Source organism: Celeribacter sp. SCSIO 80838 (genome assembly GCF_056498065.1).
In genome coordinates this window covers 3,326,993-3,353,519 of the sequence record NZ_JAZKMA010000001.1, presented here as the reverse complement: position 1 = coordinate 3,353,519, position 26,527 = coordinate 3,326,993, and the positions used below count along the sequence as shown (strand labels likewise).

Here is a 26,527-nt window from a genome sequence, read left to right as displayed (position 1 = left end):
ACGACGGCAGAGCGCAATGGCGCGAAATCTCCGTTTGCGGGCCACAATCCCGCCCAGATTAACCATGATGTTGCAACCTCAGGTGGATGAGACAACAATAAAGGAAAGAAGGCATGATCCTTTCTTCCGATCCGGAAATTCAGAGGCAGGGCGATCGCCCGGTCAACGCAGGGCGCGGCGGGCGCTCGGGAAACGGGACCATCGCCCGGCATGAACGGGGTTGGGGCTATAGCCTTGAGCGTGACGACGGCATGGGACCTGCGCGTGCGCGCGCCGAACGTTTGGCGCAGATCGGCTCGGTTCTGTGTTTTATGGGCATGGCGGGGCTTTGGTTGTGGCCGGGCTCGACGTTTTCGCTGACGGTGCTGGGCATCAAGGCCGGGCTTTCGGTCGCCCTTGGCGTCGCGGGACTGGGGCTGGGCCATTTGGCTGAGCGGGGTCTGGCGCGGGAGGTGCAGGTCGATTTGCAGCGCGGAGAGCTTCGGGTGGTCTGGCGCAACCGCAAATCGGAGATCCGGTTGCACACGGTGATCGGCTTTGCCGAGGTCGGATCGGTGTTCCTGCGGCGTCTGCCCGGTGCCGGGCATCGAACACGGCTCAATCTGCGCTACGGGCGAACAGGCGCGGTCATGCCGCTGTTCGTTGGCCCAGAACGTCTGATGCGCGAGGTCTGGTACGATCTGAATGGCGATCTGCATCCCGAAGAGCCGGAGCAGCCGCCGCGCGTCATGCCCGGGCCGAGACCGGTGGCGGGGCGGCGAAGTCTGCCGCGGGCCTTGCGCTGATCCCGAGGGGGAGGTGCGTTTCCCCCTGTTTCCGGCCATGTTCCCTCTGTGTTGCCTTGCCGTCGCGGCGCGGGATCGTTAGACCCGTGTGCGACAGAGACAGACATGTGGAGGGGCGGGCATGACGCGCGCATTCGTGTTTCCGGGGCAAGGCGCCCAGACAATCGGGATGGGCAAGGCTTTGGCCGAGGCCTATCCGGCGGCGAAAGCCATTTTCGACGAGGTGGACGAGGCGCTTGGCGAAAAGCTGTCCTCGCTGATCTGGGACGGCGATATCGAAACCCTGACGCTGACGCAGAACGCCCAGCCGGCGCTGATGGCGACCTCGCTGGCGGCGATGCGGGCGCTTGAGGCAGAAGGTTTTGCGGTGACCGATGCGGCTTTCGTTGCAGGGCATTCGCTTGGCGAATATTCCGCACTGGCGGCGGCGGGCGCGATCTCCGTGGCGGATACTGCGCGGCTGCTGCGCACACGCGGTCAGGCGATGCAGGCGGCTGTGCCTGTTGGCGTGGGCGCGATGGCGGCGCTTCTGGGGCTCGATTTCGCCACTGTGAAAGAGGTGGCGGAAGAGGCGGCCCAAGGTGAGGTGTGTCAGGCGGCGAATGACAACGATCCGGGGCAGGTTGTGGTCTCCGGTCACAAGGAGGCCGTGGAGCGCGCCGTCGAGATTGCCAAGGCGAAGGGCGCGAAACGCGCGGTGCTTTTGCCGGTATCCGCACCGTTCCACTGTGCGCTTATGGGACCTGCGGCGGATGTGATGGCCGAGGCTTTGGACGATGTCGATATTTCCGAACCTGTCGTGCCGCTGGTGGCCAATGTCCGCGCCTCTGCGGTGACCGATCCGGCGCTGATCCGGGCGCTTTTGGTCGAGCAGGTGACGGGGTCCGTGCGCTGGCGCGAATCCGTGGCCTATATGGCCGGTGAAGGCGTGACCGGGATCTGGGAAATCGGCGCGGGCAAAGCGCTTTCGGGCATGGTGCGGCGGATCGAGAAATCCATCGAGTGCACCGCGATCGGGACGCCCGAGGACATCGCGAAGCTGAAAGAGTAAGGGGCGCGGCCCCGCCGGGGGAAGAAGGGGCGCTGCCCCTCACCGCGCCAAAGGGCGCGGCTCACCCCGGGATATTGAGAGACAAAAGAAGCAGGATGCTTCGGGAGAGAGTGAAATGTTTGATCTGACTGGTAAAAATGCGCTGATCACGGGTGCGTCCGGGGGCATCGGGGGCGCGATTGCCAAGGCGCTTTATGACGCGGGGGCGACGGTTGCGCTGTCCGGGACGCGGGTTGAGCCCTTGGAGGCGCTGGCGGCGGAATTGGGTGAGCGGGCGCATGTGTTGCCGTGCAACCTGTCGGACAAGGAGAGCGTCGAGGCGCTGCCGAAACAGGCGGCCGAGGTGATGGGCTCTGTCGATATTCTGGTGAACAACGCGGGCATCACGCGCGACAACCTGTTCATGCGGATGTCGGACGACGAGTGGGACAGCGTTTTGAACGTGAACCTGACCTCGACCTTCCGGCTGTGCAAAGGTGTGCTGCGCGGCATGATGAAGGCGCGTTGGGGGCGGATCGTGAATATTTCCTCTATCGTGGGGGCGACCGGCAATCCGGGGCAGGGCAACTATGCGGCGTCGAAAGCGGGCATGGTCGGCATGTCGAAATCGCTGGCCTATGAGGTGGCGACGCGGGGCATCACGGTGAACTGTGTGGCGCCGGGGTTCATCGCGACAGCGATGACCGACAAGCTGACGGACGACCAGAAGGACAAGATCAATGCGCAGATTCCGGCGGCGCGGATGGGCACGCCGGAGGAGATCGCCGCGGCGGTGTTGTATCTTGCGTCGCAGGAGGCGGGGTACACCACCGGGACGACGCTTCATGTCAATGGCGGCATGGCTATGCTCTGAGCGCATAAGTCCCTTCCCGACGTGGCGTCACAAAACATTTGCCACCGGGGTGGATTGTGCTATGAGCAGCGCAGATTGAGCCGCGTGGACAGGTGTTTGCCAGCTGTTTGCGTGGTGCATGACCCGAGGACGGGGGTTGCAATGACCCGGTTCCGGCGGCATGTAGAACGAGTGGCCCGAGGGCCGGATCTAAATTGGGCATCGGGCCCGAAATTGTGAGGAAAGAACATGAGCGACATCGCAGATCGCGTGAAAAAGATCGTTGTCGAGCACCTCGACGTGGAAGAAGACAAAGTGACGGAAACCGCGTCCTTCATCGACGATCTGGGCGCTGACAGCCTCGACACCGTCGAGCTGGTCATGGCCTTCGAAGAAGAGTTCGGCATCGAGATCCCGGACGACGCTGCCGAGACCATCCAGACCTTCGGCGACGCGGTGAAGTTCATCACCGAAGCTTCCTGATCGGTTGACCGGTCGGCCTCGCAAGGGGCAAGATTTCAAGACGGCGTGCTCGAATGAGCGCGCCGTTTTTTTGTTTGCGGTCGGGGGATGTGGCAGGCTCAGGCGGCGAGATCGGGGGGCGGTTCGCTCGCGGGGGCGGGGAGGGCGTCGTTTTCCTTTGCCGGGTCGGGGGCCGGGGCGGAGGCGACGGCGGCAGGCACAGGATCGGCGTCCCGGGGCAGAGCGGCGAAGGCCAGCGCATCGGCGCGCTCCGCAGCGATCTGGGCGGCATGGGGGCCGAGCAGGGCCTTGAACTCCGCCTCGGTCAGTTGGCGATCGAATTGCAACCCGAGAAAATGGTTGTTGCGCCAGATCACGCGGGCCTTGCGGTCGAGCGGACCGCAGGTCAGGCGCACTTTTTGACGCTCGTGCAGCTCATGGCTGCTTTCGATCTTGCAGCCGACCTGACTGATGTCGAGAAGCTCGCCGATCACCGGCAGGAGCCCATCGAAAATCACCACGGGAAGCGCGCAGGGATAGCGGATGGCGCGGCGCTGCACGATGCTGTAGCGCATCCAGAACCACGCCGAGATGGCGGTGATGAAGGTGAACAGGCCGAGCACGAAGGCGACGTTGCCGGAGGGGCTGAGCGGTACGACAGGGGGAGGCTGGCGGGAGGCCACCTGCCGCGCCGGGCGGAATTCGTCGAAATTCGTCGGATCGAGCGGCGGCGGCTCGACCTCCTTGCGGGTGAGGGCGGCGGCGATGTCCACGATCTCCTGAAGGCCGTCGGCGAGACGGGTCGTCAGGGTCTCTTCGGTCTCTTCCGTGGCATTGAGGTGATCGGGCGCGGTCGGGTCGCAGGGCGTGGCGGCGAGATAGCGCGAGAGGCTGACCGACTGCGCGTCAAAACGGGGATCGTCGCCATATCGTTGCGCCATTTCGTCCCAGTTGTCCTGTTGCAGATCGAGAAGATGGCGACGCGAGGAGATGAAATCCATCAGCGGCTTTTCATTGGCGCCGAGATCGGCCTCGCGGATCTGTTTCAGGAGACGATCGCGGCCGTAGCGCTCCATCTCGGTGCGGAACTGGCGCGCGCTGTCGTGTTCGCCGGGCGTGCCGAGGGCAGAGACATAGGAATTGGCGCTGTCGTTGAGTGCGGTGAGCCAGTCTTCGAGGCCGCAGGAGGGATCGGCGGCGGCGCTGCGCAGAAAGGGGCCGCTCAGCAGGAGAGCGAGGCAGAGCAGAAGCGTCAGCCAGAGCCGACACCGGGAAATGAGGGGGCGAACCTGCCGCATATCGGGGCCATAATTGCGCATTTGCCTATTGATATGCCCGAAACCCTCAATATCTGGTTACCATTCCTCCGCCGATTTGCGGTGCGGGGGCTGTCTCGGTCTTCCATCGGGGGGCGGAGCCGTGTAAGAAAACGCAGACGAAAATTGAGGGGGCACGGATGCGCCGAGTAGTTGTCACTGGACTTGGGATGGTTTCGCCGCTGGCTTGCGGTGTGGAGGAGACCTGGACGCGAATTCTGGCAGGCGAGTCCGCCGCCGGGACGATCCAGCGGTTCGATGCGAGCCATTTGGCGACGGATTACGCCTGCGAGGTGAAATTCGGCGACGGGACGAACGGCACGTTCAACCCGGACGACTGGATGGCCCCGAAAGACCGCAAGAAGGTCGACGATTTCATTCTTTTCGGCATGGCCGCCGCCGAACAGGCGCTGACGGATGCCGGGTGGAAACCCGAGGACGAGGAAGATCGTCTGCGCACCGGCGTGCTGATCGGTTCGGGGATCGGGGGCCTGTCGTCGATTGCCGATGCGGCGATCATCCTCAAGGAAAAAGGCCCGCGGCGGATTTCTCCGTTCTTCATTCCGGGCTCGCTGATCAACCTGATCTCCGGTCAGGTGTCGATCCGCTACGGTTTCAAAGGACCGAACCACGCGGTGGTGACGGCCTGTTCGACGGGGGCGCATGCGATTGGCGACGCCTCGCGTCTCATCATGCTGGGCGACGCGGATGTGATGGTTGCGGGCGGCGCGGAAGCGGCGATCTGCGAGTTGGGCATTGCCGGGTTCAACGCCTGTAAAGCCTTGTCCACCAAGCGAAAAGACGATCCGAGCCATGCCTCGCGGCCCTATGATGCGGATCGTGACGGCTTCGTGATGGGCGAGGGCGCGGGTGTCGTGATTCTGGAAGAATACGAACACGCCAAGGCGCGTGGCGCGAAGATTTACGCCGAGGTTGTGGGCTATGGCCTGTCGGGCGATGCCTATCACATCACCGCGCCGTCCGAGGATGGCGATGGTGGTTACCGTGCGATGCAGGCGGCTCTTGCGCGTGCCGGTCTTGAGCCGAAGGATGTGGATTACATCAACGCGCATGGCACCTCGACCATGGCGGACGTGATCGAACTGGCGGCCGTCGAGCGGCTTCTGGGCGATGCGGCGGACACTGCGACCATGTCCTCGACGAAATCCTCCATCGGCCACCTTCTGGGGGCTGCGGGGGCGGTCGAGGCGATTTTCTGCGTGCTGGCGATCCGCGATCAGGTGGCGCCGCCGACGATCAACCTCGACAATCCTGCGGTCGAAGCGCGGCTCGATCTGGCACCGAATGCCAAGCGGGAACGCAAGATCGACGTGGCGCTGTCGAATTCCTTCGGCTTTGGCGGCACCAACGCCTCGCTGGTTCTGAAGAAGGTGGACGGCTGATATGTGGCGATCCATCGCCTCGAATGCGCTGACCCTGTTCATCGTCGTCCTCGTCGCTCTGGCGGGGGCGATTGCCTGGGGCAAGCGGCAATATGTGGCGGAAGGGCCGCTCGATCAGGCGATCTGTCTGCGGGTGCCTTCGGGCTCCACGATGCGCGGCGTCTCTGAGGATCTGGCCGGGCAGGGGGCGATCACCAACCCGTCGGTTTTCCGGATCGGGGCGGATTATACCGAGAAATCGCAACAGCTTAAGGCCGGGGCTTTCCTCGTCGACGAAGGGTCTTCGATGCAGGAGATCGTCGAGATCATCACGCGGGGCGGGGCCTCGACCTGTGGCACCGAAGTGGTCTACCGCATCGGTGTGAACCGCGCTCTGATGCAGGTGCGCGAGCTGGACCCGACGACCCAGAGCTATGTCGAGACGGCGGAGTTCCAGCCCGGTCCCGAGGGTGAGGAAGGCGATGCCGTGCCTGAGGGCTACACCAGGGTGCGGGCCGATGCGAACACACGCTATCGGGTTTCGGTGGCCGAGGGGGCGACGGTCTGGCGGGTGGTCGAAAGCCTGAAGGGCGCGGATTTCCTCACCGGGTCGGTCGAAGCGGATGAGATGCCGTCGGAGGGTATGATTGCGCCCGACAGCTACGAGGTGCGCGAGGGCGCCGATGTGGACGATCTGATCGCCCGCATGGTGGCGCTGCAACAGCAACGCATCGACACGGTCTGGGCGACGCGGGTGGACGGGCTGCCGTTCGATACGCCCGAGGAAATGCTGACCATGGCCTCGATCATCGAGAAAGAAACCGGTGTCGCCGAAGAGCGGCGTCAGGTGGCCTCGGTGTTCGAGAACCGGTTGAAACGCGGCATGAAACTGCAAACAGACCCGACGGTGATCTATGGCGTGACCAATGGGGTCGGTGTTCTGGGGCGTGGCCTGCGGCAGTCCGAACTGCAATCGAACAGCCCGTACAACACCTATGTGATCGAGGGCATGCCGCCGGGGCCGATTGCCAATCCGGGGCTTGAGGCGATGCAGGCGGCGGTCGATCCGGATGAGACGCCGTATCTGTTCTTTGTCGCCGATGGTACGGGCGGACATGCGTTTGCCGAAACGCTGGCCGAACACAATGCCAATGTCGCCAAATGGCGGGAAATCGAAGCGCAGCGCGCCAGCGAGTAACGTTTTGAAACAGCTTGGAAAAGGCGCGGCCCGGGTCGCGCCTTTTGCTTTGGGAGAGTGCCGATGGAAACGATTGCCATCCTCATCGCGACGGTTTCGATCGCGGGGCTTTTGAGCTGGCCGAAGCTGGCACGGTCGCAGCTTTGGCAGGCGACGATTACGCCTCTGGCGTCGATCATCGGGTCGGGGTTTCTCGTCTTGGGGCCGATTCTGGCGCAGGCGTATGGGGCGTGGACGCCGCTGGCCATGGCGTTTCTGTGCGCTCTGGCCTATGCGGTCGGCGCGGCGGTGCGGTTCAATATCGCGTCCCTGGCGCGCGCGGAGCACGGCCCGCGCACGGCGGGGATGGAGCGGCTTGCGTCCTGGGCGCTGGCCTTTGCCTATGTGATTTCGGTCGCCTACTACCTCAATCTTCTGGGCGCTTTTGCCGTCAGCCTCACCCCTTGGGACACGCAATTCGCCGGGCGGATCGTCACCTCTGCGGTGTTCGGTGTGATCCTGCTCGTGGGCTGGACGCGCGGGTTCAAGGCGCTGGAGCGGATGGAGCAGGTCTCTGTCGGGCTGAAACTCGCGATCATCGCGGGGCTTTTGGTGGGGCTGGCGTGGTTCTTCGCGGGCAAAGCGCAAGGTGGCAACCTGATCGTGACGGCCCCGAGCCTGACGGGCTGGGCGGGCATAAGCCTGTTGTTCGGGCTGATCGTGACGGTGCAGGGGTTCGAGACCTCGCGCTATCTCGGCGAGGAATACGATGCGGCGACACGGGTGCGCTCGATGAAACTCGCGCAATGGGTCTCGACCGCGATCTATATGGTCTATGTGGTGCTCATGGCCTATGTGTTTCGCCCGGATCAGATCGAAACCTCGGAAACCGCGATCATCGATATGATGCGGATCGTCGCGCCGATCCTGCCCGCGATGCTGGTGATCGCCGCCCTTGCGGCGCAGTTTTCGGCGGCGGTGGCGGATACCTCCGGTTCGGGTGGGCTGGTCGAGGAGCTGACCAAGGGCCGGGTGCCGGTGAAGGTGGGCTATGCGGTTTTGGTGGCGCTCGGGCTGGTTCTGACTTGGGCGCTCGATGTGTTTCAGATCATCTCATGGGCGTCCAAGGCCTTTGCGGCCTATTATACGGTGCAGGGGGCGATTGCCGTGATGCTGGCGCGGCGTGAGGGCAGAACTCTGTGGCAACAGGCGTTTTTTGCTGGGGTCACGGCGCTTGCGGCCGTGGTCACGCTGTTCGGGACCGCCGTCGAATAGGTTTCCTTTGCTGCGAAAAATACTCCCGCCGGAGGCTCACAAAAGCCCTTCGGTCTGGATATGCACGACCGCGCCGCAATGTTTGCAATGGGTGGCATCGGCATCGTGCAGCAGCAGCCCGCAGCTCTGGCATTCGTAGCGCACCTTGGTGGGGCGAAACAGCACCTGTGCGAGGCGCAGGAAGAGGGTCACACCGAAGAACATCACCGCGATGGAAACCATCCGCCCCGAGGTGCCCGGAAGGGTGATGTCGCCAAACCCGGTGGTGGTGAGCGTCGTGACGGTGAAATAGAGCGCGTCCGCATAGTTGCGGATCATCGGGTTGTGGCCGTGTTCGAGCGCGTAGATCAGGCCGGTGGTCACGAAGATGAACACCAGAAGGTTGATCGCCGCGACGATGACCTCTTCGTGTTTGCGGAAGAATTTGACGTCCTGCCGGAGCCGGTTCATCAGCTGATAGGTGTGCAAAAGCCGGAGCGTGCGCAGGATGCGTAGGAAGCCGAGGCCTTCGCCGGCGAGGGGCGCGAGAAAGGACACCATCGCGGCGATGTCGGCGAGCGTCGAGGGGCGGGAGAGATAGCGCAGCTTGTGTTGGGTGACATAGACCCGCGCGGAGAAATCCGTGAGGATCAGCACGCCGAACACCAGATCGGTGATCTCGACCCAGAGCGGATGGACGAAAAACGAGGTGACGATGACGAAGAGGATCGTCACAAGATCGAAAGTCAGAAGCACATAGCGGAACAGATGCGCGCGGTCGGTGTCGCCTTCGTAAAGCTCGCTCAATCTGTCGTGCAGGGCGCTGGCCATGGTGCTGTCTCCTCGTCGGTTTTGAGAAATGCGGGAAAAACCGGGGTCTGACAAGCCCTTGGGTGACGCAGGCCGAAGGTGGAAAGTGTTAACGCGCGTGAAGACCCCGCCGTGCGCCGGTTTCAACCAATTTTACCCTCTTTGCGACACTCTCGAAGGTGCTGGAAGACGTGGGCGATGGCCGTTTCGGGACCTGAGGGGGTGTCGGGAACCATCGAAGGGGACTGTGGGGTCCTCGGGAAAGCGCCTGCGTCTCTCGTGTGGAGGTTTGACCAAGCATGAGAGGCGAAGACCATGAAAGTGACTTCATCTGTGGGGGATGAGTTCGAAACGGTGGATCAGATCGAGGCGTCGGTGAAGCAGAGCCTGCTTTGGGCGATTTTGGCGCTGGACGATGTGATCGACAGGCTTTTGACGGGCGAGACGGCGGGAAAAGAGGTGAAACCTCTGATCGCCGACCTGATGCGCGCGAAACTGGCCGCGGTGACGGAAAGGCAGAAACTCGATGACGAAAAACGCAAACGTGGGGAACTCGGCGGCGGAGCGATCGACTTCGACGCCGCAAAATCTGAGATCCTTGATCGGCTGGCTCGCTGCAAGGCCGCACGCCGAGCAGAGTGAGTTTTTGGAGAGTTTGGGGGAGGGGGCGCTGATGGCGCTCCCTTACCTGTTCGAGGCCTGGGCGCTCGATCATCAATTGCCGCCCGAGGGGGCGTGGCGCACATGGGTGATCATGGGCGGGCGCGGTGCGGGCAAGACGCGGGCCGGGTCCGAATGGGTGCGCGCGATGGTCGAGGGCAGCCGGGCGACGCAGCCGGGGCGGGCGAAGCGCGTGGCGCTCATTGGCGAGACCTACGATCAGGCGCGCGAGGTGATGGTGTTCGGTGACAGCGGGATTTTGGCCTGCTCGCCGCCGGATCGGCGGCCGAACTGGTCGGCGACGCGGCGGACGTTGGTTTGGCCCAATGGCGCGGAGGCGACGGTATTTTCCGGCAATGATCCGGAGGCGTTGCGGGGCCCGCAATTCGATGCCGCTTGGGTCGATGAACTGGCGAAATGGCGCAAGCCGCAGGAGGCTTGGGATATGCTGCAATTCGGGCTGCGGCTCGGGCGTGATCCGCGTGCGGTGGTGACGACCACGCCCAGAAATGTGGGGATTCTGAAATCGCTTTTGGGGCGCAGTTCCACCGTGACGACGCACGCGCCGACCGAGGCGAACGCGGCCAATCTGGCGGCGTCTTTCTTGGAAGAGGTGAAGGCGCGTTACGCAGGCACGCGACTGGGGCGGCAGGAATTGGATGGGGTTTTGCTCGATGAGGAAGAGGGGGCTTTGTGGTCTCTGGCGCGGATCGAGGCGACACGGGTCAAGGACGTGCCGGAGTTGGACCGGATCGTCGTTGCAGTCGACCCGCCGGTGACCGGGCACAAGGGGTCGGACGAATGCGGGATCTTGGTTGTGGGGGCGGTGACGCAAGGCCCGCCGCAGGACTGGCGCGCCTATGTGTTGGAAGATGCCTCTGTGTCGGCCTCCTCGCCGACGGTCTGGGCCGAGGCGGCGATCCACGCGTTGGAGCGTTGGGAGGGGGACAAGATCGTGGCGGAGGTCAATCAGGGCGGCGATTTGGTGGAAACCGTGATCCGGCAGATTGACCCGTTGGTGCCCTATAAATCGGTGCGCGCGACACGCGGCAAGGCGGCGCGGGCGGAACCGGTGGCGGCGCTTTACGATCAGGGGCGGGTGATCCACACGCGCGGGCTTGGCGATCTGGAGGACCAGATGATCAAGATGACGGCGCAGGGCTATCAGGCGCCGGGGTCGCCGGACCGGCTGGATGCGCTCGTGTGGGCGGTGCATGAGCTGATGATCCTGCCCTCGGTCGGGGCGGGGCGGCCACGGATCAGGACATTGGGCGGTTAGTTTTTTGACACGCGCCGATTTGAAGCCTCACCGATTTGGTGGGGCTTTTCTTTTGGAGGTGAATTTTTGTCAATAAAACAATGCGTTGAAAGGTGTTGCGCGCGGCATTCCCCAGCGCACGCCCTGCTCAGAACTTCTTTTACCCTCTCCTTTAGAACTCATTTCACCGAAGGCGCGGATGGCTCTCACGAGGGCTGCGCCGATCGGGAGCGACCCGGGCGGGTGCGGGCTGGACGCGGCGGATGTCTGCGCTGGTCCCCCGTCCGGGAGCAAGGATTTGAGCGATTGGCAGGTCGAGAAATTGGACCGGAAGATGAGGAGAGACACGGATATGGTGTTTGACTTTCTGAAACGGGGCGCAGAGGTGATGCCCGAAACGAAAGCCTCGGCGACCGGGCCGGTTGTTGCGGCGGTTTCGGGCGTTGGCCGTGTGGCGTGGAGCCCGCGGGATACGGTGAGCCTCACGCGTGTGGGCTTTACCGGCAACCCGGTCGGGTTTCGTGCGGTCAAGCTGATCGCGGAAGCGGCGGCGGCGCTGCCTCTGGTGTTGCAGAACCGCGCGGAACGGTTCGAAGAGCATCCGCTTTTGAAGGTGATCACCCGTCCGAACCCGGCGCAGGGGCGGGCCGAGTTGTTCGAGGCGCTCTATGCGCATTTCCTTCTGTCCGGCAATGGCTATCTCGAAGCGGTTGGCGAATGGGGGCAGGTGCCTCAGGAGTTGCATGTGCTGCGCTCGGATCGCATGAATCTGGTGCCTGGCGCGGATGGTTGGCCGGTGGCCTATGAATATGCGGTGAGCGGGCGCAAGCACCGGTTTGACGTGGTCGAAGGTCATTCTCCGATTTGTCATATCAAGGCGTTTCACCCCTCTGATGATCACTACGGGTTGTCCCCGATCCAGGCGGCGGCGACAGCGATTGACGTGCATAATGCGGCGTCGCGCTGGTCGAAATCGCTTTTGGACAATGCCGCGCGGCCTTCTGGCGCGATTGTTTACAAGGGCGCGGATGGCAATGCGTCGATGAGCGCGGATCAGTATGACCGCCTGCTCTCGGAGATGGAAAGCCATCATCAGGGCGCGCGCAATGCCGGGCGGCCGATGCTCCTGGAAGGCGGTCTGGATTGGAAGCCGATGGGGTTCAGCCCGTCGGATATGGAATTCCAGAAAACCAAGGAAGCGGCGGGGCGCGAGATCGCCTTGGCCTTCGGGGTGCCGCCGATGCTTTTGGGCATTCCGGGCGACATGACCTACGCGAATTATCAGGAAGCGAACCGGGCGTTTTACCGGCTGACCGTTCTGCCGCTGGTGCAGAAGGTGACGGCGGCGATCGGGCATTGGCTGTCCGAGATGACGGGCGAGGCGGTCGAGCTGAAACCCGATCTGGATCAGGTGCCGGCGCTGTCGACGGAGCGCGATGCGCAATGGAACCGGATCGCGAGCGCGGATTTCCTCACCGATGACGAGAAGCGGGCGATGCTGGGGCTGCCGCCTTTGATGCCCGATCTTCCTGAGCCGGTGTGCGAGGAGGTGCTGGAGGAGGAGCAGTTCGAGGACACCGAGGACGAACCGGAACTGCCGTTTGAGGAGGAAAGCTCCGAGGACATGCCCGAGGAAGGGAACTGAGATGCAGAAGGATTTCTACAGCGGCCTTGAGCATAAATTCGCCCGTTTGGGCGAAGGGGTGAAGGTTGAAAACGGTGTGAAGATAGAGGGTTACGCCTCGCTCTTCGGGCATCGCGACACTGGCGGCGACATGGTGATGAAGGGCGCTTATGCCAAATCCCTGGCGGCGCTGAAGGCCAAGGGGCGCTCGGTCAAGATGCTGTGGCAGCACGACCCGGCGCAGCCCATCGGGATCTGGGACGAGGTGCGCGAGGATGCGCGCGGTCTCTATGTCAAAGGACGCCTTCTGACCGATCTGCAAAAGGGTCGCGAGGCGGTGGCGCTGATCGAGGCGGGGGCGATTGACGGTCTGTCGATCGGCTACCGGACGCTGCGCGCCCAGAAGGATCAGAAAGGCGCACGCCTTTTGTCGGAGCTGGAGCTGTGGGAGGTGTCTTTGGTGACCTTCCCGATGCTGCCGGAAGCGCGGCTCAGTGCGGAGCAGAAGGGCGCGGATGCCCTTCAGGCCGAGCGGATGCTGCGCGATCTCGCGGATGCTTTGAACGGCGCCCGCAAGCTGCTGGCCGGAGGTGGCTTTGGAGATGACTGAGGCCAGCGCATTCACCCGCGAAACCCAACATCAGGACAAAGGAATGTTTGGATGAGCAACCCCGAAAGAGTGGCCCGACAGTCGGGATTGGCCACGAATATGGCCCCAAATCTGACCCGTGAGGTGAAGACCGCGCTGGCCGGTTTTGTGAGTGATCTCAACGACTTTCAGATCGATATTAAATCGAAACTTCAAAAGCAGGAAGAGCGACTGACCATGCTTGATCGTAAATCTCACACCTACGCCGGTAATCTGACACGTCCGGCCCTGTCTGCCGCGCAAGAGGTGGATATGTCCCACAAATCGGCCTTCACCACCTATGTGCGCAATGGCGATGACGATGCGCTGCGCGGGCTGGCGCTTGAGGGCAAATCCATGTCCACCGCAGTGAATGGCGATGGCGGTTACCTCGTCGATCCGCAGACCTCCGACGCGATCAAATCGGTGCTGAAATCCACCGCCTCGATCCGCTCGATTGCCAATGTCGTCAATGTCGAAGCGACCTCTTACGACGTGCTGATCGACACCACCGATCTGGGCTCCGGCTGGGTCACCGAGACCGGCACCGTGGGCGAGACCGCGACGCCGACCATCGACCGCATCTCGATCCCGCTCTACGAGCTTTCCGCCCTGCCGAAAGCCTCCCAGCGTCTTCTGGACGACAGCGCCTTCGACATCGAAGCCTGGCTCGCGGGTCGTATCGCCGACAAGTTCGCCTCCGCCGAGGCGTCTGCCTTTATCAATGGCGACGGCGTCGACAAGCCGACCGGCATTTTGAACCACACCCAGATCGACAACGACAGCTGGGCCTGGGGTTCGCTCGGCTACATCGTGACCGGCACCGATGGCGGCTTTGACGCCACCGATCCGGCGGATGCCATCGTTGAACTGGTCTATGCGCTGGGCGCCCAATACCGCGCCAACGGCACTTTCGTGATGAACTCCAAAACGGCGGGTCAAGTGCGCAAGCTCAAGGATGCGGACGGTCGTTTCCTCTGGTCCGATGGTCTGGCCGCCGGTGAGCCGGCCCGCCTGATGGGCTACCCGGTTCTGATCGCCGAAGACATGCCGGACATCGCATCCGACGCGGCCGCCATTGCCTTTGGCGACTTCCATGCGGGTTACACCGTGGCCGAGCGCCCGGACGTGCGCATCCTGCGCGATCCGTTCTCCGCGAAACCGCATGTGCTGTTCTATGCGACCAAGCGCGTCGGTGGCGATGTCTCCGACTTTGCGGCGATCAAGCTTTTGAAATTCGGCACCGCCTGATTTCCCTGAACGACTTGCCTCGGCCTTGATGGGCCGGGGCGGCGGATGCGCGGTCCATGTCACCCGTGTTGTCTAGCAGCTCCCCCTCCGTCCGAGCAGCAAGGGGGATCGCGCGTCCGTTTTCGAGAAACAGGGGGCCCGGATACGGAGTTGTACCATGATGTTGATGGAGCAGACCCAGGTGGCCACGGCGGCGCTGCCGGTCGCTGAGTTCAGGGACCATATGAGACTGGGCACCGGGTTTGACGACGACGGGGTTCAGGACGGGGTTCTGGAAAGCTTTCTGCGGGCGGCCATGGCCGCGGTCGAGGCGCGCACCAACAAGGTGCTGATCACCCGCGATTTTCTTTACACGGTCACCGCATGGCGCGATTTGAGCGCGCAGGTCTTGCCGGTGGCGCCCGTCACGGCTGTGGCGAGCTTTGTCATCGTGGATCGGCTTGGGGCCGAGACCACGGTGGACAGCGCGAAATACATGCTGGAACCGGATATGCACCGGCCGCGCGTGGTCTCGACCGGCTTTGTCCTGCCGCAGATCCCGGTGGCGGGGCAGGCGAAATTCACCTTCACCGCCGGGTTTGCCGACACCTGGGGCGCTCTGCCCGCCGATCTGGCGCAGGCGGTGTTTCTTCTGGCCGCGCATTACTACGAGCACCGTCACGAGACGGCGGTGGGCGAGGCGACCATGCCGTTCGGTGTCAGCACGCTTTTGGAGCGCTATCGCAACCTGCGTCTCTTCGGAGGGCGGAGCTGATGTCGGCGGTGGTGCATCTCAATCGCAAGCTGGTGCTTGAGGAGGCGCAACGCACCTCTGACGGCGCGGGCGGCTATGTCGAAACATGGGTTCAGCTCGGTGCGCTCTGGGCGGCGATTCAGGCGGGGACGGGGTCCGAGACCTCCGAGGATTTCCTCACCGTCTCGCGCGTGCCGATGAAGATCGTGGTGCGCGGTGCGCCGGTCGGCTCGAAACGGCGTCCGAAACCGGATCAGCGTTTTGTCGAGGGCGGGCGGGTGTTTCGCATTCTCGCCGTGACCGAAACGGATGCGCAGGGCCATTACCTGACCTGCAATGCGCGTGAGGAGGTGACGTCATGAGCTACGGCGTGGCGGCGGCCCTTCAGACGGCGGTTTATCAGGCGCTTGTTGCGGATGCGACGCTCGACGGGCTGGTCGGCGGCGCGATCTATGACGCGGCGCCTGCGGGCACCATCCCGGCGCTGTATGTCAGCCTCGGGCCGGAGGATGTCACCGACGCCTCCGACAAGACCGGGCATGGCGCGCGACATGAGTTTACCGTGTCGGTCGTGTCCGACAGCGCGGGGTTTCTCACCGCGAAACAGGTGGCTGCCAGTATTTCCGACATCCTTGTGGATGCCGATCTCACCCTGTCGCGGGGCACGCTTGTCGGGCTCTGGTTCGTGTCGGCCAAGGCCCGGCGCGTTCAGGACAGCGATGTGCGCAGGATCGACCTGAAATTCCGCGCGCGCGTCGAAGACAACTGATTTTCCAAGACGGAGTAAACGACCATGGCTGCCCAAAACGGCAAAGACCTCCTGATCAAGCTGGACATGAACGGGTCCGGCACGTTTGAAACCATCGCGGGGCTGCGTGCCACGCGGATTTCCTTCAACGCGGAAAGCGTCGATGTCACCTCGCTCGAAAGCTCGGGCGGCTGGCGCGAGCTTCTGGGCGGTGCGGGCGTGAAAAGCGCCACGATCTCCGGCTCGGGCGTGTTCAAGGACGAAAGCACCGACGAGCGCGCGCGCCAGATCTTTTTCGACGGCGAAGTGCCGGAGTTTCAGGTCATCATCCCGGATTTCGGGACGGTGCAGGGCGCGTTCATGATCACCTCGATCGAATACGCGGGCTCGTACAATGGCGAGGCGACCTATGAGCTGGCGATGGCGTCCGCGGGCGCGCTGAGCTTCACGGCGGTGTAAGCCATGGCGAACCCCTTCCAAGGCGAAGTGGCACTGACGCTGAACGGCGAACGCCATGTTCTCAAACTGACCCTCGGGGCTTTGGCCGAACTGGAGGCCGGGCTCGAAGTCGACACGCTGGTGGCGCTTGTCGAGCGCTACGAGGCAGGACGGTTTTCCTCGGCGGATGTGCTGCGCATCGTCGTGGCGGGGCTCCGGGGCGGCGGCTGGAAGGGCGGCTATGACGACATCCTGACCGCGGAGATCGCGGGCGGCCCGCTGGAGGCGGCCCGCGTGGGCGCAGAGCTGATCGCGCGCGCCTTCACGGTGCCCGCGTAAGCGCGAAGGGAGAACGTCATGGGGATGATTTCGGACAAGGGCGGGTTCGAATGGCCCGCGCTGATGCGGCTCGGGATCAAGGGGCTGGGGCTGAGGCCCGCCGAGTTCTGGGCGCTCACCCCCGCCGAGCTTTTGCTCATGCTGGGGGCGGGCAGCGGCACCGCACCGATGGGTCGCGCGCGGCTTGAGGAACTGGCGAAGGCCTTTCCCGACGAAGATGGAATGAAAGGGCAAGATCATGGCTGACGAGTTGAACGGCACGGATATCAACGGCTTGAGCACCTTCGAGGATCGGGTCGAACAGATGGAGAGCGCCATCGGCGGGGCCGAGGCCATGGCGGCGGCGTTCAATCAGGAAATGCTACGGCTTCAGGCGACGGTGGCGGAGACGCAACGAGAGGTCTCCAAACTGGAGAGCGGCATTTCGCGCGGCCTCAAGAAGGCGATCGACGGTCTGGTGTTCGACGGCGACACGCTGGCAGAGGCGCTGAAAGGGCTTGGGCAGTCGATGCTGATGGCGGCTTACAACGCCGCAGTGACGCCGGTGACGAGCCATTTTGGGTCGGTGCTGGGCTCAGGGCTTGAGGGCCTCATCCAGAGCTTTCTGCCCTTCGAAAAGGGCGGTGCTTTTGCGCAGGGCAAGGTGATGCCCTTCGCGAACGGTGGAGTGGTGTCCAGCCCGACCTATTTCCCGATGCGCGGTGCCACGGGGTTGATGGGAGAGGCGGGTGCGGAGGCGATCATGCCGCTCAGTCGGGGTGCCAATGGCAAACTTGGGGTGCAGGCCTCCGGGTCGTCGCGGCCCGTCAATATCACGATGAATGTGACCACGCCCGATGTCGCGGGCTTCCAGCGCAGCCAGTCGCAGGTGGCCGCTCAGTTGAGCCGGGCCTTGGGCCGTGGTTCGCGCAACCAGTAACGCAATCGGACATTTAAGGCGCCATTCGGAGGGCAGACCATGGGTTTTCATGATGTGAGATTTCCGGCCAATTTGAGCTTTGGCTCCGTCGGCGGACCGGAGCGGCGCACCGATGTGGTGACGCTCGCGAACGGGTTCGAGGAGCGCAACACGCCCTGGGCGCATTCGCGCCGTCGCTATGACGCGGGGCTGGGCATGCGCTCGCTCGACGACATCGAGGTGCTGATCGCGTTTTTCGAGGCGCGTCAGGGTCAGTTGTACGGGTTTCGATGGAAAGACTGGTCGGATTACAAGACCTGCAAGCCGTCGGTGGCGACCGGTTTCGAGGATCAGGTGATCGGCGAGGGCGATGGCGAGACCACGGTGTTTCAGCTCTCGAAAACCTATCGCTCCGGCGCGACCGCCTATGTGCGTCCGATCAAGAAGCCGGTGCTGGGCACGGTTCTGATCGGCGTCGGCGGGCAGCAGGCGTTTGAGGCGGTCGAATGGGAGGTGGACACCACCACCGGGCTGATCACCTTTGGCACGCCGCCGACCGGCGGGGCCGAAATCACTGCGGGCTTCGAATTTGATGTGCCGGTGCGGTTCGACACCTCCAGCATTTCGACGTCGGTCTCCTCGTTTCAGGCGGGCGAGGTGCCGAATGTACCGGTCGTGGAGGTGCGTGTCTGATGGCCTTTTCGGAAGAGCTTCAAACCCATCTCGCCTCGGGCGTGACGACGCTGTGCCGGGCCTGGGCCTTGGTGCGGCGTGATGGCGAGACCTATGGGTTCACCGATCACGACAACGACCTGACGTTCGAGGGCGTGACGTTCAAGGCCGACACAGGCCTGACCGCCAATGCGCTTGAGCAATCCACCGGGCTTTCGGTCGACAACACCGAGGCGCTGGGCGCGCTTTCCGCGGCGGCGGTGACCGAGGAGGACATCCGCGCCGGGCGGTTCGACGGGGCGCATGTGCGCTCCTGGCTGGTGAACTGGGCCGATGTCTCTGAACGTGCGCTGCTGTTTCAGGGCAGCTTTGGCGAGATCGCCCGTGTGTCGGGCGGATTTCGCGCCGAGCTGCGCGGCCTGACCGAAGAGCTGAACCAGCCTCAGGGCCGGGTCTATCAGGCCGGGTGCTCCGCCATTCTGGGCGGCACGGGCTGTGGCTTTGACACGTTGCAGCCCGGCTATGTCACCGAAGTGGCGGTCGAGAGTGTCGAAAAGGGCAAGATCTTTGCTTTCGCCGATCTCACCGGCTTTGACGACCGCTGGTTCGAGCGGGGCCGTTTCACGGTGCTGACGGGCGCGGCGGCGGGGCTTGTGGGCCTCGTGAAGAACGATCGTCTCTCCGCCGATGGTCGCAGGGTCGAGCTTTGGGAAGAGCTGCGCGCCGAGATTGCCCCGGGCGACACGATCCGCATCGAAGCGGGCTGTGACAAACGCGCGGCGACCTGTCGGCTCAAGTTCGACAACTTCCTGAATTTCCGGGGCTTCCCGCATATTCCGGGGGAGGATTGGCTGGCGTCCTATCCGGTGCGCAGCGGCAAGAACGACGGCAGCAGCCGCTCCGGGGGATTGTTTGATGGTTTGAGCAGTTTTGAGAACCCGTTTTGAGGGAGAGGCAGATGACGGATTTGAGGATTGCGGAGCGCGCCCGGGGCTGGATCGGGACGCCCTACCTGCATCAGGCCTCCTGCAAGGGGGCGGGGACGGATTGTCTCGGGTTGCTGCGCGGCATCTGGCGCGAGGTGTATGGTGCCGAACCCATCGGGATTCCGGCCTATACGGCAGACTGGAGCGAACCGCAGCGGGACGAAAGCCTGTTGCGTGCCGCGCAGTCCATCCTGATCGAGAAACCGCTCGCCGGGATGGTCTCGGGCGATGTGTTGCTGTTCCGGATGCGGCAGGGCGCGGTGGCCAAGCATCTTGGTGTGCTGGGCCGGGCCGGGGACGCGCCGACATTTATCCATGCCTATAGCGGTCATGGCGTTCTCGAGAATGCCCTGAGCGCGCCCTGGCGTCGTCGGATCGTCCGGTGTTTCGCCTTTCCACCGGTTCACGACAGCGAGGGAGAACTCTGATGGCGACGATCGTACTTTCCGCCGCAGGCGCAGCGCTTGGGGCTTCCGTCGGTGGTGGCATTTTTGGCCTTTCCTCCGTGGTCATCGGCCGGGCCATCGGCGCGACCATCGGTCAGGCCATCGACCAACGCCTGATGGGCGTCGGCAGCCAGACCGTCGAAACCGGACGGGTCGAACGGTTTCGCCTCACCGGTGCCTCCGAAGGTACGGCGGTGGCGCAGGTCTATGGCCGGATGCGGGTCGGTGGTCAGGTGATCTGGGCGACGGAATTTCAGGAGAACACCTCCAAAAGCAAGGTGGGCGGCAAGGGCACCGCGCCCAGCACGACGGTGAAGGAATACAGCTATTCCGTCTCGCTCGCCGTGGCGCTTTGCGAGGGCGAGATCATTCGTGTGGGCCGGGTCTGGGCCGATGGCTCGGAGATCGACAAAAGTACTCTGACCATGCGGGTCTACACCGGTTCCGAAGACCAGTTGCCGGATGCCAAGATCGAGGCGGTCGAGGGCGCGGGGACGGTGCCGGCCTATCGCGGCATCGCCTATGTGGTACTCGAGGATGTGGAGCTGACGCCCTTCGGCAACCGCGTGCCGCAGTTCACTTTCGAGGTGATCCGCGCGGATCAGGCCGAGGACCCCTCCGATCTCACCCATCTGGTGCCCGCCGTGGCAATGATCCCCGGCACCGGCGAATATGCGCTGGCGACCGAGCTGGTGTATCTGAAGGACGGGGCGGGCGGTGTGCTTGTCTCCAACATGAATTCCGCCTCGGGGCAGAGCGATTTCACCACCTCGCTCGACACCATGACCGAGGAATTGCCGAACTGTGGTTCGACCTCTCTCGTGGTGTCGTGGTTCGGGAACGATCTACGCTGTGGCACATGTCAGATTCAGCCCAAGGTCGAACAAACGGCACGCGACTCCAAGGATATGGCGTGGAAGGTCTCCGGGCTGACACGCGCCACCGCGACCACGATCCCGCGCGATGCGGAGGATCGGGTGATCTATGGCGGCACGCCGACCGATCAGTCGGTGGTGCAGGCGATCCGGGCGCTGCATGAGGCGGGGCAGGAGGTGATGTTCTACCCGTTCATCCTGATGGATCAGATGGCGGGCAACGGGCTGATTGATCCGTGGATCGGCGCAGAAGAGCAACCGGCTTTGCCCTGGCGTGGGCGGATCACCACGTCTTTGGCGCCCGGTGTGGCGGGCACGACGGACGGCACCGCCGCCGCCGAGGCCGAGGTTGCGGCGTTTTTCGGCACGGCACAGGTGAGCGATTTCACTCCACAGAACCGGACCGTAACCTACACCGGCCCTGCGGAATTTTCCTTCCGCCGGATGATCCTGCATTACGCCCATCTCTGTGCACTGGCGGGGGGCGTCGAGTCCTTTTGCATCGGTTCCGAGATGCGCTCTCTCACCCGCATTCGCGGCGTCTCAGGATTTCCGGCGGTGGATCATTTGATCCAGCTCGCGGCCGATGTACGCGCCATTCTCGGCCCCGCGTGCAAGATCGGCTATGCCGCCGACTGGTCGGAATATTTCGGCTATCAGGCCGACGGCAATCTCTATTACAACCTTGATCCCTTGTGGGCCGACGCCAATATCGACTTCATCGGCATCGACAGTTACATGCCGCTGTCGGACTGGCGCGAGGGTGACGATCACCTCGATGCGGATTGGGGTTCGATCTACAATCTCGACTACCTCAAATCCAATATCGAGGGAGGCGAGGGCTACGACTGGTATTACGCGCATGACAATCATGACGCGGCCCAGATCCGCACGCCGATCACCGATGGCGCCTATGGCGAGGATTGGGTGTATCGCTACAAGGACATGCGCGGCTGGTGGCAGAACGATCACCACGAGCGGATCAATGGGGTGCGGAGCGAGACACCGACCCAATGGGAACCGCGGTCGAAACCGATCTGGTTCACCGAATTCGGTTGCGCCGCGATCGACAAGGGCACCAACGAGCCGAACAAGTTCCTCGATGCGAAATCCTCGGAAAGCGCGCTTCCGGCCTATTCTAACGGGCGGCGCGACGATTTCATCCAGCTGCAATATGTCCGGGCGATGATCGAATATTGGGGCGATGCGACGTATAACCCGATCTCCGATGTCTACAATGGGCCGATGATCGACATGACGCGGGCCCATCTCTGGGCCTGGGATGCGCGGCCTTACCCGACTTTTCCGGCGACCACCTCCGTGTGGTCGGATGGCGACAATTATGCCCGGGGACACTGGCTCAACGGTCGTTCCACTGCGCGCTCTCTGGCCGATGTGGTGGCCGAGATCTGTGCGCGCTCCGGGGTGGACGAGATCGATACCACCGAGCTTTGGGGCGTCTTGCGCGGCTATAGCGTCTCCGACATTTCCGGCGCGCGGTCGGCGCTGCAACCCCTGATGCTGGCTTATGGGTTCGAAGCGATCGAGCGTGAGGGGCAGTTGGTGTTCCGGTCGCGGGATGGCAAATCCGTGCTCGACCTGAACGAAGACCAACTGGCTGACAGCGAGGAACTCGACGGCATTCTGGAACGCGTGCGCGCGCCCGAGGCCGAGGTCGCGGGGCGGGTACAGCTCACCTTCGTAGATGCCGATGACGACTATGGCGCGCGCTCCGAGGAGGCGATTTTCCCGGATGAGGAAACCCGGCTGATCTCGCGCTCCGAACTGCCTCTGGCGCTCAGCCGGGCCGAGGGACGGCAGATCACCGAACGCTGGCTGTCCGAATCCCGCGTCGCGCGCGACACGGCGCGGTTCGCCTTGCCGCCTTCGCTGATGGCGGTGGGCGCGGGCGATGTGATCACGCTCAGGAGCGCGGAGGGCGATCTGCGCTACCGGATCGACCACGTCACCCTCGGCGCGCAGCAACAGATCGAGGCGGTTCGCGTCGAACAGGAGATCTATGAGCCATCCGAGGCGGTCGAGGAGATCGTCGAGGCCAAGGCCTTCTCCGCCCCCGTGCCGGTCTATCCGCTGTTTCTCGACCTGCCGCTTCTGACCGGCAGTGAGGTGCCCTATGCGCCGCATATCGCGGTGACGGCGGACCCCTGGCCGGGATCGGCGGCGGTCTATGCCTCGGCCTCCGACAGCGGCTATGAGCTCAACACGCTCTTGCCGATCTGGTCCACCATCGGGGTCACGTTGACGGCGCTGGAGGCGGCCACGCCCGGTCTCTGGGATCGCGGCGCTGCGCTTCGGGTCAGGCTGACCAAGGGGGAGCTGTCCTCCGCCGAGATGCTCGATGTGCTCAATGGTGCCAATGTCGCGGTGATCGGCGATGGCACTTCGGCCAATTGGGAAGTGTTCCAGTTCGCCACGGCCGATCTGGTCGCGCCGCTGACCTACGATCTGACGCTCAGGCTGCGCGGGCAATTGGGCTCGGATGGGCTTGGGACGGGCGGTCTGACGCCCGGCTGGCCCATCGGATCGCGCTTCGTCCTTCTGGACAGCACGCTGCGGCAGATCGACATCGCGCAATCCGCGCGCGGGCTTGCCCGGCATTACCGCATCGGCCCGGCCAGCCGGGGCTATGACGATCCGAGCTACGAGCATTATGTTGAGGCCTTCGACGGCATCGGCCTGCGCCCCTATGCGCCTGCGCATCTTCGCGCCAGCGTGACGAGTGGCGGCAGCACAGAGGTGAGCTGGGTCCGGCGCACCCGGATCGACGGCGACAGTTGGCAATCCTACGAGGTGCCGCTGGGCGAGGCTGCGGAACTGTATCTCGTGCGCGTGATGCAGGGCGGGGCTGTCCTGCGCGAGACCACCGTCACCAGCCCGGCCTGGACCTACACGGCCGGACAGAAAACGAGCGACGGTGTGACCGGCGCTTATGACATCCACGTTGCCCAAATCTCCGACAGCTTCGGGGTGGGCCTCTTCCGGGAGATCGAGATCCATGACTGACACACCCCGCTTCGCCCTGCCGTTGCTTGAGGCCTCTCAGGCGCAGAAACATGTCACCATGAACGAGGCGCTGGCCCGTCTCGACGGGTTGATGCAGCTCACGCTCGCTTCCGTCTCTGAGACCACGCCGCCGACCACGCCGCAGGAAGGTGACGCTTATGGCGTGCCGGTCTCGGCGGTCAACGCCTGGGCTGGGCAGGATGGCTCCATCGCGCTTTACGTCAATGGCGGCTGGGCTTTCGTGTCCGCCACGCCCGGCATGCGCGCCTATGTCGCCGATCAGAACGGCTGGGCCGGGTTCGATGGCCGTGACTGGGTGCTGGGCCTGATCACGCTTTCGGCTCATGGGGCGGGCATGGTGCAAAAGGTGATCGAGGTGGATCACACGCTCACCGCGGGCACCACCTCCGCCGTGAGCTATGCCATCCCCGGCCAGTCGGTGGTCTATGGCATCACCGGGCGGGTTCTCTCGGACATCACCGGCACCGGGCTGACCGGGTTTTCCCTTGGTGTGGCCGCCTCGTCGAACCGCTACGGGTCCGGTCTGTCGCTTAATCAGGGAAGCTGGCTACGCGGGCTGACCGGCAATCCGCTGACCTACTATGGCTCCGAGGATCTGATCCTCACCGGCGAGGGCGGCAACTTCGATGCGGGCGGGGTGATCCGTCTGGCCCTCCATTGTGTGCAGTTCTCGCTGCCGTCGGAGTGAGGGCCAAAGGTCCCTGAAACAGCCCCGTGCAGAATTGCGCGGGGCTTTTTTCTGTCTTGTGCACTTGCGCTTTGGCAAGTGGACCTATCTATAGTAGGCTTCCGAAAAAGAGGACACGCGCATGGCCAAGATCCGCACCACTCTCAAAGAACTCGACCCTGTCTGGAGCCGCATCGTCTCCGAGGCGCGCGAGGCCGTGGCGGAGGAGCCGCTTCTGGGCGGGCTGGTGCATGCCTGTATCCTGCATCACGCGACGCTTGAGGATGCGCTGGCCTATCGGATCGCGCAGAAACTCGCCTCCGGCGACATGTCCGAACAGCTGATCCGCGAGATCGCCGATCAGGCCTATGCGTCCGATCCCTCGATTGCCGAGGCCGCGCGCGCCGACATTTGTGCGGTCTATGATCGCGACCCGGCCTGCCACCGCTACATCCAGCCCTTGCTCTATTTCAAAGGTTTCCAAGCCACGCAGGCGCATCGCGTCTCCAACTGGCTCTGGCGCGAAGGTCGTCGCGATCTGGCCTATTTCTTCCAGATGCGGATGTCCGAACAGTTCTCCGTCGACATCCATCCGGCCTGCCGGATCGGCAAGGGGCTGTTCCTCGATCATGCCCATGCGCTGGTCTTCGGCGAGACCGCCGTCATTGGTGACAACGTGTCGATCCTGCACGACGTGACGCTCGGCGGCACTGGTAAAGAGGACGAGGACCGTCATCCGAAGATCGGCGATGGCGTGCTGATCGGGGCCGGGGCCAAGGTGCTGGGCAATATCAAGATCGGCTGCTGCTCGCGCATCGCGGCGGGCTCTGTCGTCCTGAACGAAGTGCCGCCCGCAACGACCGTGGCCGGGGTTCCGGCCAAGGTCGTGGGCGAGGCGGGCTGCTCGCAGCCGTCGATCTCGATGAACCAACTCATCGGTGCGCGCACCGGCGATCGGGGCTGAGACGCAGACGGACGACGTCACGATGGATGTGAAATCTTTGCTCGCATCGGGCTATCGACGGGTTTTCGCAAAGCCGCACCGGCCCGATCCCGCGCCGTTGATCGTGGTGATGATCCCGCTGGTCGGCAAGGCGCGGGCGCAGGACTGGCAGAAGGTGTGCGACATTCTCGAGGGCACACTGGCCTCGCTCCGGGCGCAGTCGTACCAGAGTTTCGAAGTGATCCTGTGCTCGCAAGACCGACCGGGGAATTTCCCTGATCAGGACGGCTACCATTTCCTGCCCGCGCCACCCCACACTGGCGCGGCGAATATCTCGGATCAGCGGGTGAAGGCCCGGCTGATGGCCGAATATGCGGCGCGCCGCTTCGATCGGTTCAGCTATGTCATGCATCTCGACGCCGACGATCTGCTGCATCCGGATCTGTTCCGCTATGTGGCGGAGGACAACAACGGGCGCGGCTATCTGATCGAACAGGGCTATATGGTGGATGCGCCGAGCGGGCGCATCGCGCCGATGGGCCGGGCGATCGGCGGGGAGCATGATCTCTGGGAACACTGTGGCTCCTGCGCGTTTTTCGCGGTTGACTGGGGTAAACAGGCCTTTCCGGTGTTTTACATGCGCATGCTTGGCAAGGGGCATATGAACTACGCGAAAAGATCCGAACGCCTCGGCTATCCATTGGCTCCGGTTCCGTTCCCGGCGGTGCTCTACATGGTGAACCATGGGGACAACATGCAGCTTCGCAAAGGCCACGACAAGCTGCTCTACCTCACCCATCTCGAAATCACCGACCCCGAACGGATCGCCGCCATTCGCAAAGACTTTGCACTCTCCGAGGAAACCACGGGGAGCGCATGAGCATCGGGGCGGGCCGATGCCTCAGCCCTTCAGCGCGTCATAGGCCTCCAACGCCTTGATCCCGTACATGAAGGACGGGCCACCGCCCATCAGAATCGCGACGCCGACCGTTTCCGCGATTTCCTCGCGCGTGGCCCCGGCGTCGATCGAGGCCTTGACGTGAAAACCGATGCAGTTGATGCATTGCTTGGTGATGCCGATGGCAAGCGCCTGAAGCTCCTTATGCTTCACCGGGATCGCCCCTTCGGCGGTCGCTGCATGGTGCAGGGCGGTAAAGCCTTCCCCGACCGCAGGCGATCCTTGCCCGAACGCCATCATGGCGCTTTGCACACCTTCGAGTTCCTTTGACCAGTCCATAATGGGCCTC

At 63.6% G+C, this 26,527-nt stretch carries 29 protein-coding genes; 26 read left to right on the top strand and 3 right to left on the bottom strand.

Translation table 11 applies throughout. The annotated features are described in order from the left end of the window. Positions 1 to 113 precede the first annotated feature (113 nt). The 4 genes from V1475_RS16735 (at position 114) to V1475_RS16720 (ending at position 3,151) form a co-directional block, all read left to right on the top strand. On the top strand, positions 114 to 785 hold the full coding sequence (locus tag V1475_RS16735) for a hypothetical protein (RefSeq protein ID WP_479413664.1): 672 nt from the start codon (positions 114 to 116) through the stop codon (positions 783 to 785). Between the two features lie 121 nt (positions 786 to 906). Next, positions 907 to 1,836, top strand: coding sequence for an ACP S-malonyltransferase (gene fabD, locus V1475_RS16730; protein WP_479413663.1), 930 nt, complete (start codon positions 907 to 909; stop codon positions 1,834 to 1,836). Positions 1,837 to 1,951: 115 nt separating this feature from the next. Further along, positions 1,952 to 2,689, top strand: coding sequence for a 3-oxoacyl-ACP reductase FabG (gene fabG / locus V1475_RS16725; RefSeq protein WP_434286744.1), 738 nt, complete (start codon positions 1,952 to 1,954; stop codon positions 2,687 to 2,689). 228 nt (positions 2,690 to 2,917) lie between these two features. Then, positions 2,918 to 3,151 (top strand): acyl carrier protein, encoded by a 234-nt coding sequence (locus V1475_RS16720; protein ID WP_009571390.1) that lies wholly within the window; start codon positions 2,918 to 2,920, stop codon positions 3,149 to 3,151. Positions 3,152 to 3,249: 98 nt separating this feature from the next. Here V1475_RS16720 and V1475_RS16715 read toward each other — a convergent pair whose 3' ends face one another. After that, complete coding sequence (locus V1475_RS16715; protein WP_479413662.1) at positions 3,250 to 4,428, bottom strand: PilZ domain-containing protein; 1,179 nt, start codon at positions 4,426 to 4,428, stop codon at positions 3,250 to 3,252. A 158-nt stretch (positions 4,429 to 4,586) separates the two neighbouring features. Between V1475_RS16715 and fabF the strand changes: the two genes are divergently transcribed. The 3 genes from fabF (at position 4,587) to V1475_RS16700 (ending at position 8,280) form a co-directional block, all read left to right on the top strand. Continuing rightward, positions 4,587 to 5,849: a beta-ketoacyl-ACP synthase II gene (fabF, locus tag V1475_RS16710; RefSeq protein ID WP_434286746.1), complete on the top strand. Its 1,263-nt coding sequence runs from the start codon at positions 4,587 to 4,589 to the stop codon at positions 5,847 to 5,849. 1 nt (position 5,850) lies between these two features. Beyond that, complete coding sequence (gene mltG / locus V1475_RS16705; RefSeq protein WP_479413661.1) at positions 5,851 to 7,026, top strand: endolytic transglycosylase MltG; 1,176 nt, start codon at positions 5,851 to 5,853, stop codon at positions 7,024 to 7,026. 63 nt (positions 7,027 to 7,089) lie between these two features. Next, positions 7,090 to 8,280: an APC family permease gene (locus tag V1475_RS16700; protein WP_479413660.1), complete on the top strand. Its 1,191-nt coding sequence runs from the start codon at positions 7,090 to 7,092 to the stop codon at positions 8,278 to 8,280. A 36-nt stretch (positions 8,281 to 8,316) separates the two neighbouring features. Here V1475_RS16700 and V1475_RS16695 read toward each other — a convergent pair whose 3' ends face one another. Beyond that, positions 8,317 to 9,090 (bottom strand): ion transporter, encoded by a 774-nt coding sequence (locus V1475_RS16695; protein WP_479413659.1) that lies wholly within the window; start codon positions 9,088 to 9,090, stop codon positions 8,317 to 8,319. A 294-nt stretch (positions 9,091 to 9,384) separates the two neighbouring features. Here V1475_RS16695 and V1475_RS16690 point away from each other — a divergent pair, with 294 nt between their 5' ends. From V1475_RS16690 to V1475_RS16600, 19 genes are all read left to right on the top strand, one after another. Further along, a complete protein-coding gene (locus V1475_RS16690; RefSeq protein ID WP_479413658.1) occupies positions 9,385 to 9,711 on the top strand; it encodes a hypothetical protein in 327 nt (108 codons plus the stop codon). Between the two features lie 31 nt (positions 9,712 to 9,742). After that, positions 9,743 to 11,008, top strand: a complete 1,266-nt coding sequence (locus tag V1475_RS16685) for a DNA-packaging protein (protein ID WP_479413657.1) — start codon at positions 9,743 to 9,745, stop codon at positions 11,006 to 11,008. 331 nt (positions 11,009 to 11,339) lie between these two features. Continuing rightward, positions 11,340 to 12,632, top strand: a complete 1,293-nt coding sequence (locus V1475_RS16680; protein ID WP_479413656.1) for a phage portal protein — start codon at positions 11,340 to 11,342, stop codon at positions 12,630 to 12,632. A 1-nt stretch (position 12,633) separates the two neighbouring features. Continuing rightward, positions 12,634 to 13,221 (top strand): HK97 family phage prohead protease, encoded by a 588-nt coding sequence (locus V1475_RS16675; RefSeq protein WP_479413655.1) that lies wholly within the window; start codon positions 12,634 to 12,636, stop codon positions 13,219 to 13,221. 51 nt (positions 13,222 to 13,272) lie between these two features. Beyond that, positions 13,273 to 14,490, top strand: a complete 1,218-nt coding sequence (locus V1475_RS16670) for a phage major capsid protein (protein WP_479413654.1) — start codon at positions 13,273 to 13,275, stop codon at positions 14,488 to 14,490. Positions 14,491 to 14,647: 157 nt separating this feature from the next. Beyond that, a complete protein-coding gene (locus V1475_RS16665; RefSeq protein ID WP_479413653.1) occupies positions 14,648 to 15,244 on the top strand; it encodes a head-tail connector protein in 597 nt (198 codons plus the stop codon). After that, positions 15,244 to 15,585: a head-tail adaptor protein gene (locus V1475_RS16660; protein WP_479413652.1), complete on the top strand. Its 342-nt coding sequence runs from the start codon at positions 15,244 to 15,246 to the stop codon at positions 15,583 to 15,585. The genes V1475_RS16665 and V1475_RS16660 overlap by 1 nt, the downstream gene beginning before the upstream one ends. Beyond that, entirely contained in the window at positions 15,582 to 15,992 is a 411-nt protein-coding gene (locus V1475_RS16655) for a DUF3168 domain-containing protein (protein ID WP_434286761.1), read from the top strand. The genes V1475_RS16660 and V1475_RS16655 overlap by 4 nt, the downstream gene beginning before the upstream one ends. A 24-nt stretch (positions 15,993 to 16,016) precedes the next feature. Continuing rightward, positions 16,017 to 16,430, top strand: coding sequence for a phage major tail protein, TP901-1 family (locus tag V1475_RS16650; RefSeq protein WP_066710745.1), 414 nt, complete (start codon positions 16,017 to 16,019; stop codon positions 16,428 to 16,430). Between the two features lie 3 nt (positions 16,431 to 16,433). Continuing rightward, positions 16,434 to 16,748, top strand: coding sequence for a gene transfer agent family protein (locus V1475_RS16645; RefSeq protein ID WP_096805331.1), 315 nt, complete (start codon positions 16,434 to 16,436; stop codon positions 16,746 to 16,748). 18 nt (positions 16,749 to 16,766) lie between these two features. Then, on the top strand, positions 16,767 to 16,994 hold the full coding sequence (locus tag V1475_RS16640) for a rcc01693 family protein (protein ID WP_066710741.1): 228 nt from the start codon (positions 16,767 to 16,769) through the stop codon (positions 16,992 to 16,994). Continuing rightward, positions 16,987 to 17,667: a phage tail tape measure protein gene (locus V1475_RS16635; RefSeq protein WP_479413651.1), complete on the top strand. Its 681-nt coding sequence runs from the start codon at positions 16,987 to 16,989 to the stop codon at positions 17,665 to 17,667. Before V1475_RS16640 ends, V1475_RS16635 begins: the two co-directional genes overlap by 8 nt. A 39-nt stretch (positions 17,668 to 17,706) precedes the next feature. Then, entirely contained in the window at positions 17,707 to 18,339 is a 633-nt protein-coding gene (locus V1475_RS16630) for a phage distal tail protein, Rcc01695 family (protein WP_479413650.1), read from the top strand. Then, positions 18,339 to 19,265, top strand: a complete 927-nt coding sequence (locus V1475_RS16625; RefSeq protein ID WP_479413649.1) for a DUF2163 domain-containing protein — start codon at positions 18,339 to 18,341, stop codon at positions 19,263 to 19,265. Before V1475_RS16630 ends, V1475_RS16625 begins: the two co-directional genes overlap by 1 nt. A gap of 11 nt (positions 19,266 to 19,276) precedes the next feature. Then, a complete protein-coding gene (locus V1475_RS16620) occupies positions 19,277 to 19,732 on the top strand; it encodes an NlpC/P60 family protein (RefSeq protein WP_479413648.1) in 456 nt (151 codons plus the stop codon). Continuing rightward, positions 19,732 to 23,649 carry a baseplate multidomain protein megatron gene (locus tag V1475_RS16615; protein ID WP_479413647.1) on the top strand — a complete coding sequence of 1,306 codons (3,918 nt, stop codon included), beginning with the start codon at positions 19,732 to 19,734 and terminating at the stop codon, positions 23,647 to 23,649. Before V1475_RS16620 ends, V1475_RS16615 begins: the two co-directional genes overlap by 1 nt. Beyond that, positions 23,642 to 24,358: a DUF2793 domain-containing protein gene (locus tag V1475_RS16610; protein ID WP_479413646.1), complete on the top strand. Its 717-nt coding sequence runs from the start codon at positions 23,642 to 23,644 to the stop codon at positions 24,356 to 24,358. The genes V1475_RS16615 and V1475_RS16610 overlap by 8 nt, the downstream gene beginning before the upstream one ends. A gap of 121 nt (positions 24,359 to 24,479) precedes the next feature. Beyond that, positions 24,480 to 25,301, top strand: coding sequence for a serine O-acetyltransferase (gene cysE / locus V1475_RS16605; protein ID WP_434286767.1), 822 nt, complete (start codon positions 24,480 to 24,482; stop codon positions 25,299 to 25,301). Between the two features lie 22 nt (positions 25,302 to 25,323). Next, on the top strand, positions 25,324 to 26,160 hold the full coding sequence (locus V1475_RS16600; protein ID WP_479413645.1) for a glycosyltransferase family A protein: 837 nt from the start codon (positions 25,324 to 25,326) through the stop codon (positions 26,158 to 26,160). 21 nt (positions 26,161 to 26,181) lie between these two features. On the opposite strand, the gene V1475_RS16595 is transcribed toward V1475_RS16600, so the two are convergent. After that, the gene (locus V1475_RS16595; RefSeq protein ID WP_434286769.1) at positions 26,182 to 26,517 is read right to left on the bottom strand and encodes a carboxymuconolactone decarboxylase family protein; all 336 of its coding nucleotides are present in this window, start codon (positions 26,515 to 26,517) and stop codon (positions 26,182 to 26,184) included. Positions 26,518 to 26,527 lie beyond the last annotated feature (10 nt).

Bases quoted from the DNA above. Each gene is read 5' to 3' on its own strand.
- V1475_RS16735 (WP_479413664.1), top strand. From the start codon at position 114: ATGATCCTTTCTTCCGATCCGGAAATTCAGAGGCAGGGCGATCGCCCG.
- fabD (WP_479413663.1), top strand. From the start codon at position 907: ATGACGCGCGCATTCGTGTTTCCGGGGCAAGGCGCCCAGACAATCGGG.
- fabG (WP_434286744.1), top strand. From the start codon at position 1,952: ATGTTTGATCTGACTGGTAAAAATGCGCTGATCACGGGTGCGTCCGGG.
- V1475_RS16720 (WP_009571390.1), top strand. From the start codon at position 2,918: ATGAGCGACATCGCAGATCGCGTGAAAAAGATCGTTGTCGAGCACCTC.
- V1475_RS16715 (WP_479413662.1), bottom strand. From the start codon at position 4,428: ATGCGGCAGGTTCGCCCCCTCATTTCCCGGTGTCGGCTCTGGCTGACG.
- fabF (WP_434286746.1), top strand. From the start codon at position 4,587: ATGCGCCGAGTAGTTGTCACTGGACTTGGGATGGTTTCGCCGCTGGCT.
- mltG (WP_479413661.1), top strand. From the start codon at position 5,851: ATGTGGCGATCCATCGCCTCGAATGCGCTGACCCTGTTCATCGTCGTC.
- V1475_RS16700 (WP_479413660.1), top strand. From the start codon at position 7,090: ATGGAAACGATTGCCATCCTCATCGCGACGGTTTCGATCGCGGGGCTT.
- V1475_RS16695 (WP_479413659.1), bottom strand. From the start codon at position 9,090: ATGGCCAGCGCCCTGCACGACAGATTGAGCGAGCTTTACGAAGGCGAC.
- V1475_RS16690 (WP_479413658.1), top strand. From the start codon at position 9,385: ATGAAAGTGACTTCATCTGTGGGGGATGAGTTCGAAACGGTGGATCAG.
- V1475_RS16685 (WP_479413657.1), top strand. From the start codon at position 9,743: ATGGCGCTCCCTTACCTGTTCGAGGCCTGGGCGCTCGATCATCAATTG.
- V1475_RS16680 (WP_479413656.1), top strand. From the start codon at position 11,340: ATGGTGTTTGACTTTCTGAAACGGGGCGCAGAGGTGATGCCCGAAACG.
- V1475_RS16675 (WP_479413655.1), top strand. From the start codon at position 12,634: ATGCAGAAGGATTTCTACAGCGGCCTTGAGCATAAATTCGCCCGTTTG.
- V1475_RS16670 (WP_479413654.1), top strand. From the start codon at position 13,273: ATGAGCAACCCCGAAAGAGTGGCCCGACAGTCGGGATTGGCCACGAAT.
- V1475_RS16665 (WP_479413653.1), top strand. From the start codon at position 14,648: ATGATGTTGATGGAGCAGACCCAGGTGGCCACGGCGGCGCTGCCGGTC.
- V1475_RS16660 (WP_479413652.1), top strand. From the start codon at position 15,244: ATGTCGGCGGTGGTGCATCTCAATCGCAAGCTGGTGCTTGAGGAGGCG.
- V1475_RS16655 (WP_434286761.1), top strand. From the start codon at position 15,582: ATGAGCTACGGCGTGGCGGCGGCCCTTCAGACGGCGGTTTATCAGGCG.
- V1475_RS16650 (WP_066710745.1), top strand. From the start codon at position 16,017: ATGGCTGCCCAAAACGGCAAAGACCTCCTGATCAAGCTGGACATGAAC.
- V1475_RS16645 (WP_096805331.1), top strand. From the start codon at position 16,434: ATGGCGAACCCCTTCCAAGGCGAAGTGGCACTGACGCTGAACGGCGAA.
- V1475_RS16640 (WP_066710741.1), top strand. From the start codon at position 16,767: ATGGGGATGATTTCGGACAAGGGCGGGTTCGAATGGCCCGCGCTGATG.
- V1475_RS16635 (WP_479413651.1), top strand. From the start codon at position 16,987: ATGGCTGACGAGTTGAACGGCACGGATATCAACGGCTTGAGCACCTTC.
- V1475_RS16630 (WP_479413650.1), top strand. From the start codon at position 17,707: ATGGGTTTTCATGATGTGAGATTTCCGGCCAATTTGAGCTTTGGCTCC.
- V1475_RS16625 (WP_479413649.1), top strand. From the start codon at position 18,339: ATGGCCTTTTCGGAAGAGCTTCAAACCCATCTCGCCTCGGGCGTGACG.
- V1475_RS16620 (WP_479413648.1), top strand. From the start codon at position 19,277: ATGACGGATTTGAGGATTGCGGAGCGCGCCCGGGGCTGGATCGGGACG.
- V1475_RS16615 (WP_479413647.1), top strand. From the start codon at position 19,732: ATGGCGACGATCGTACTTTCCGCCGCAGGCGCAGCGCTTGGGGCTTCC.
- V1475_RS16610 (WP_479413646.1), top strand. From the start codon at position 23,642: ATGACTGACACACCCCGCTTCGCCCTGCCGTTGCTTGAGGCCTCTCAG.
- cysE (WP_434286767.1), top strand. From the start codon at position 24,480: ATGGCCAAGATCCGCACCACTCTCAAAGAACTCGACCCTGTCTGGAGC.
- V1475_RS16600 (WP_479413645.1), top strand. From the start codon at position 25,324: ATGGATGTGAAATCTTTGCTCGCATCGGGCTATCGACGGGTTTTCGCA.
- V1475_RS16595 (WP_434286769.1), bottom strand. From the start codon at position 26,517: ATGGACTGGTCAAAGGAACTCGAAGGTGTGCAAAGCGCCATGATGGCG.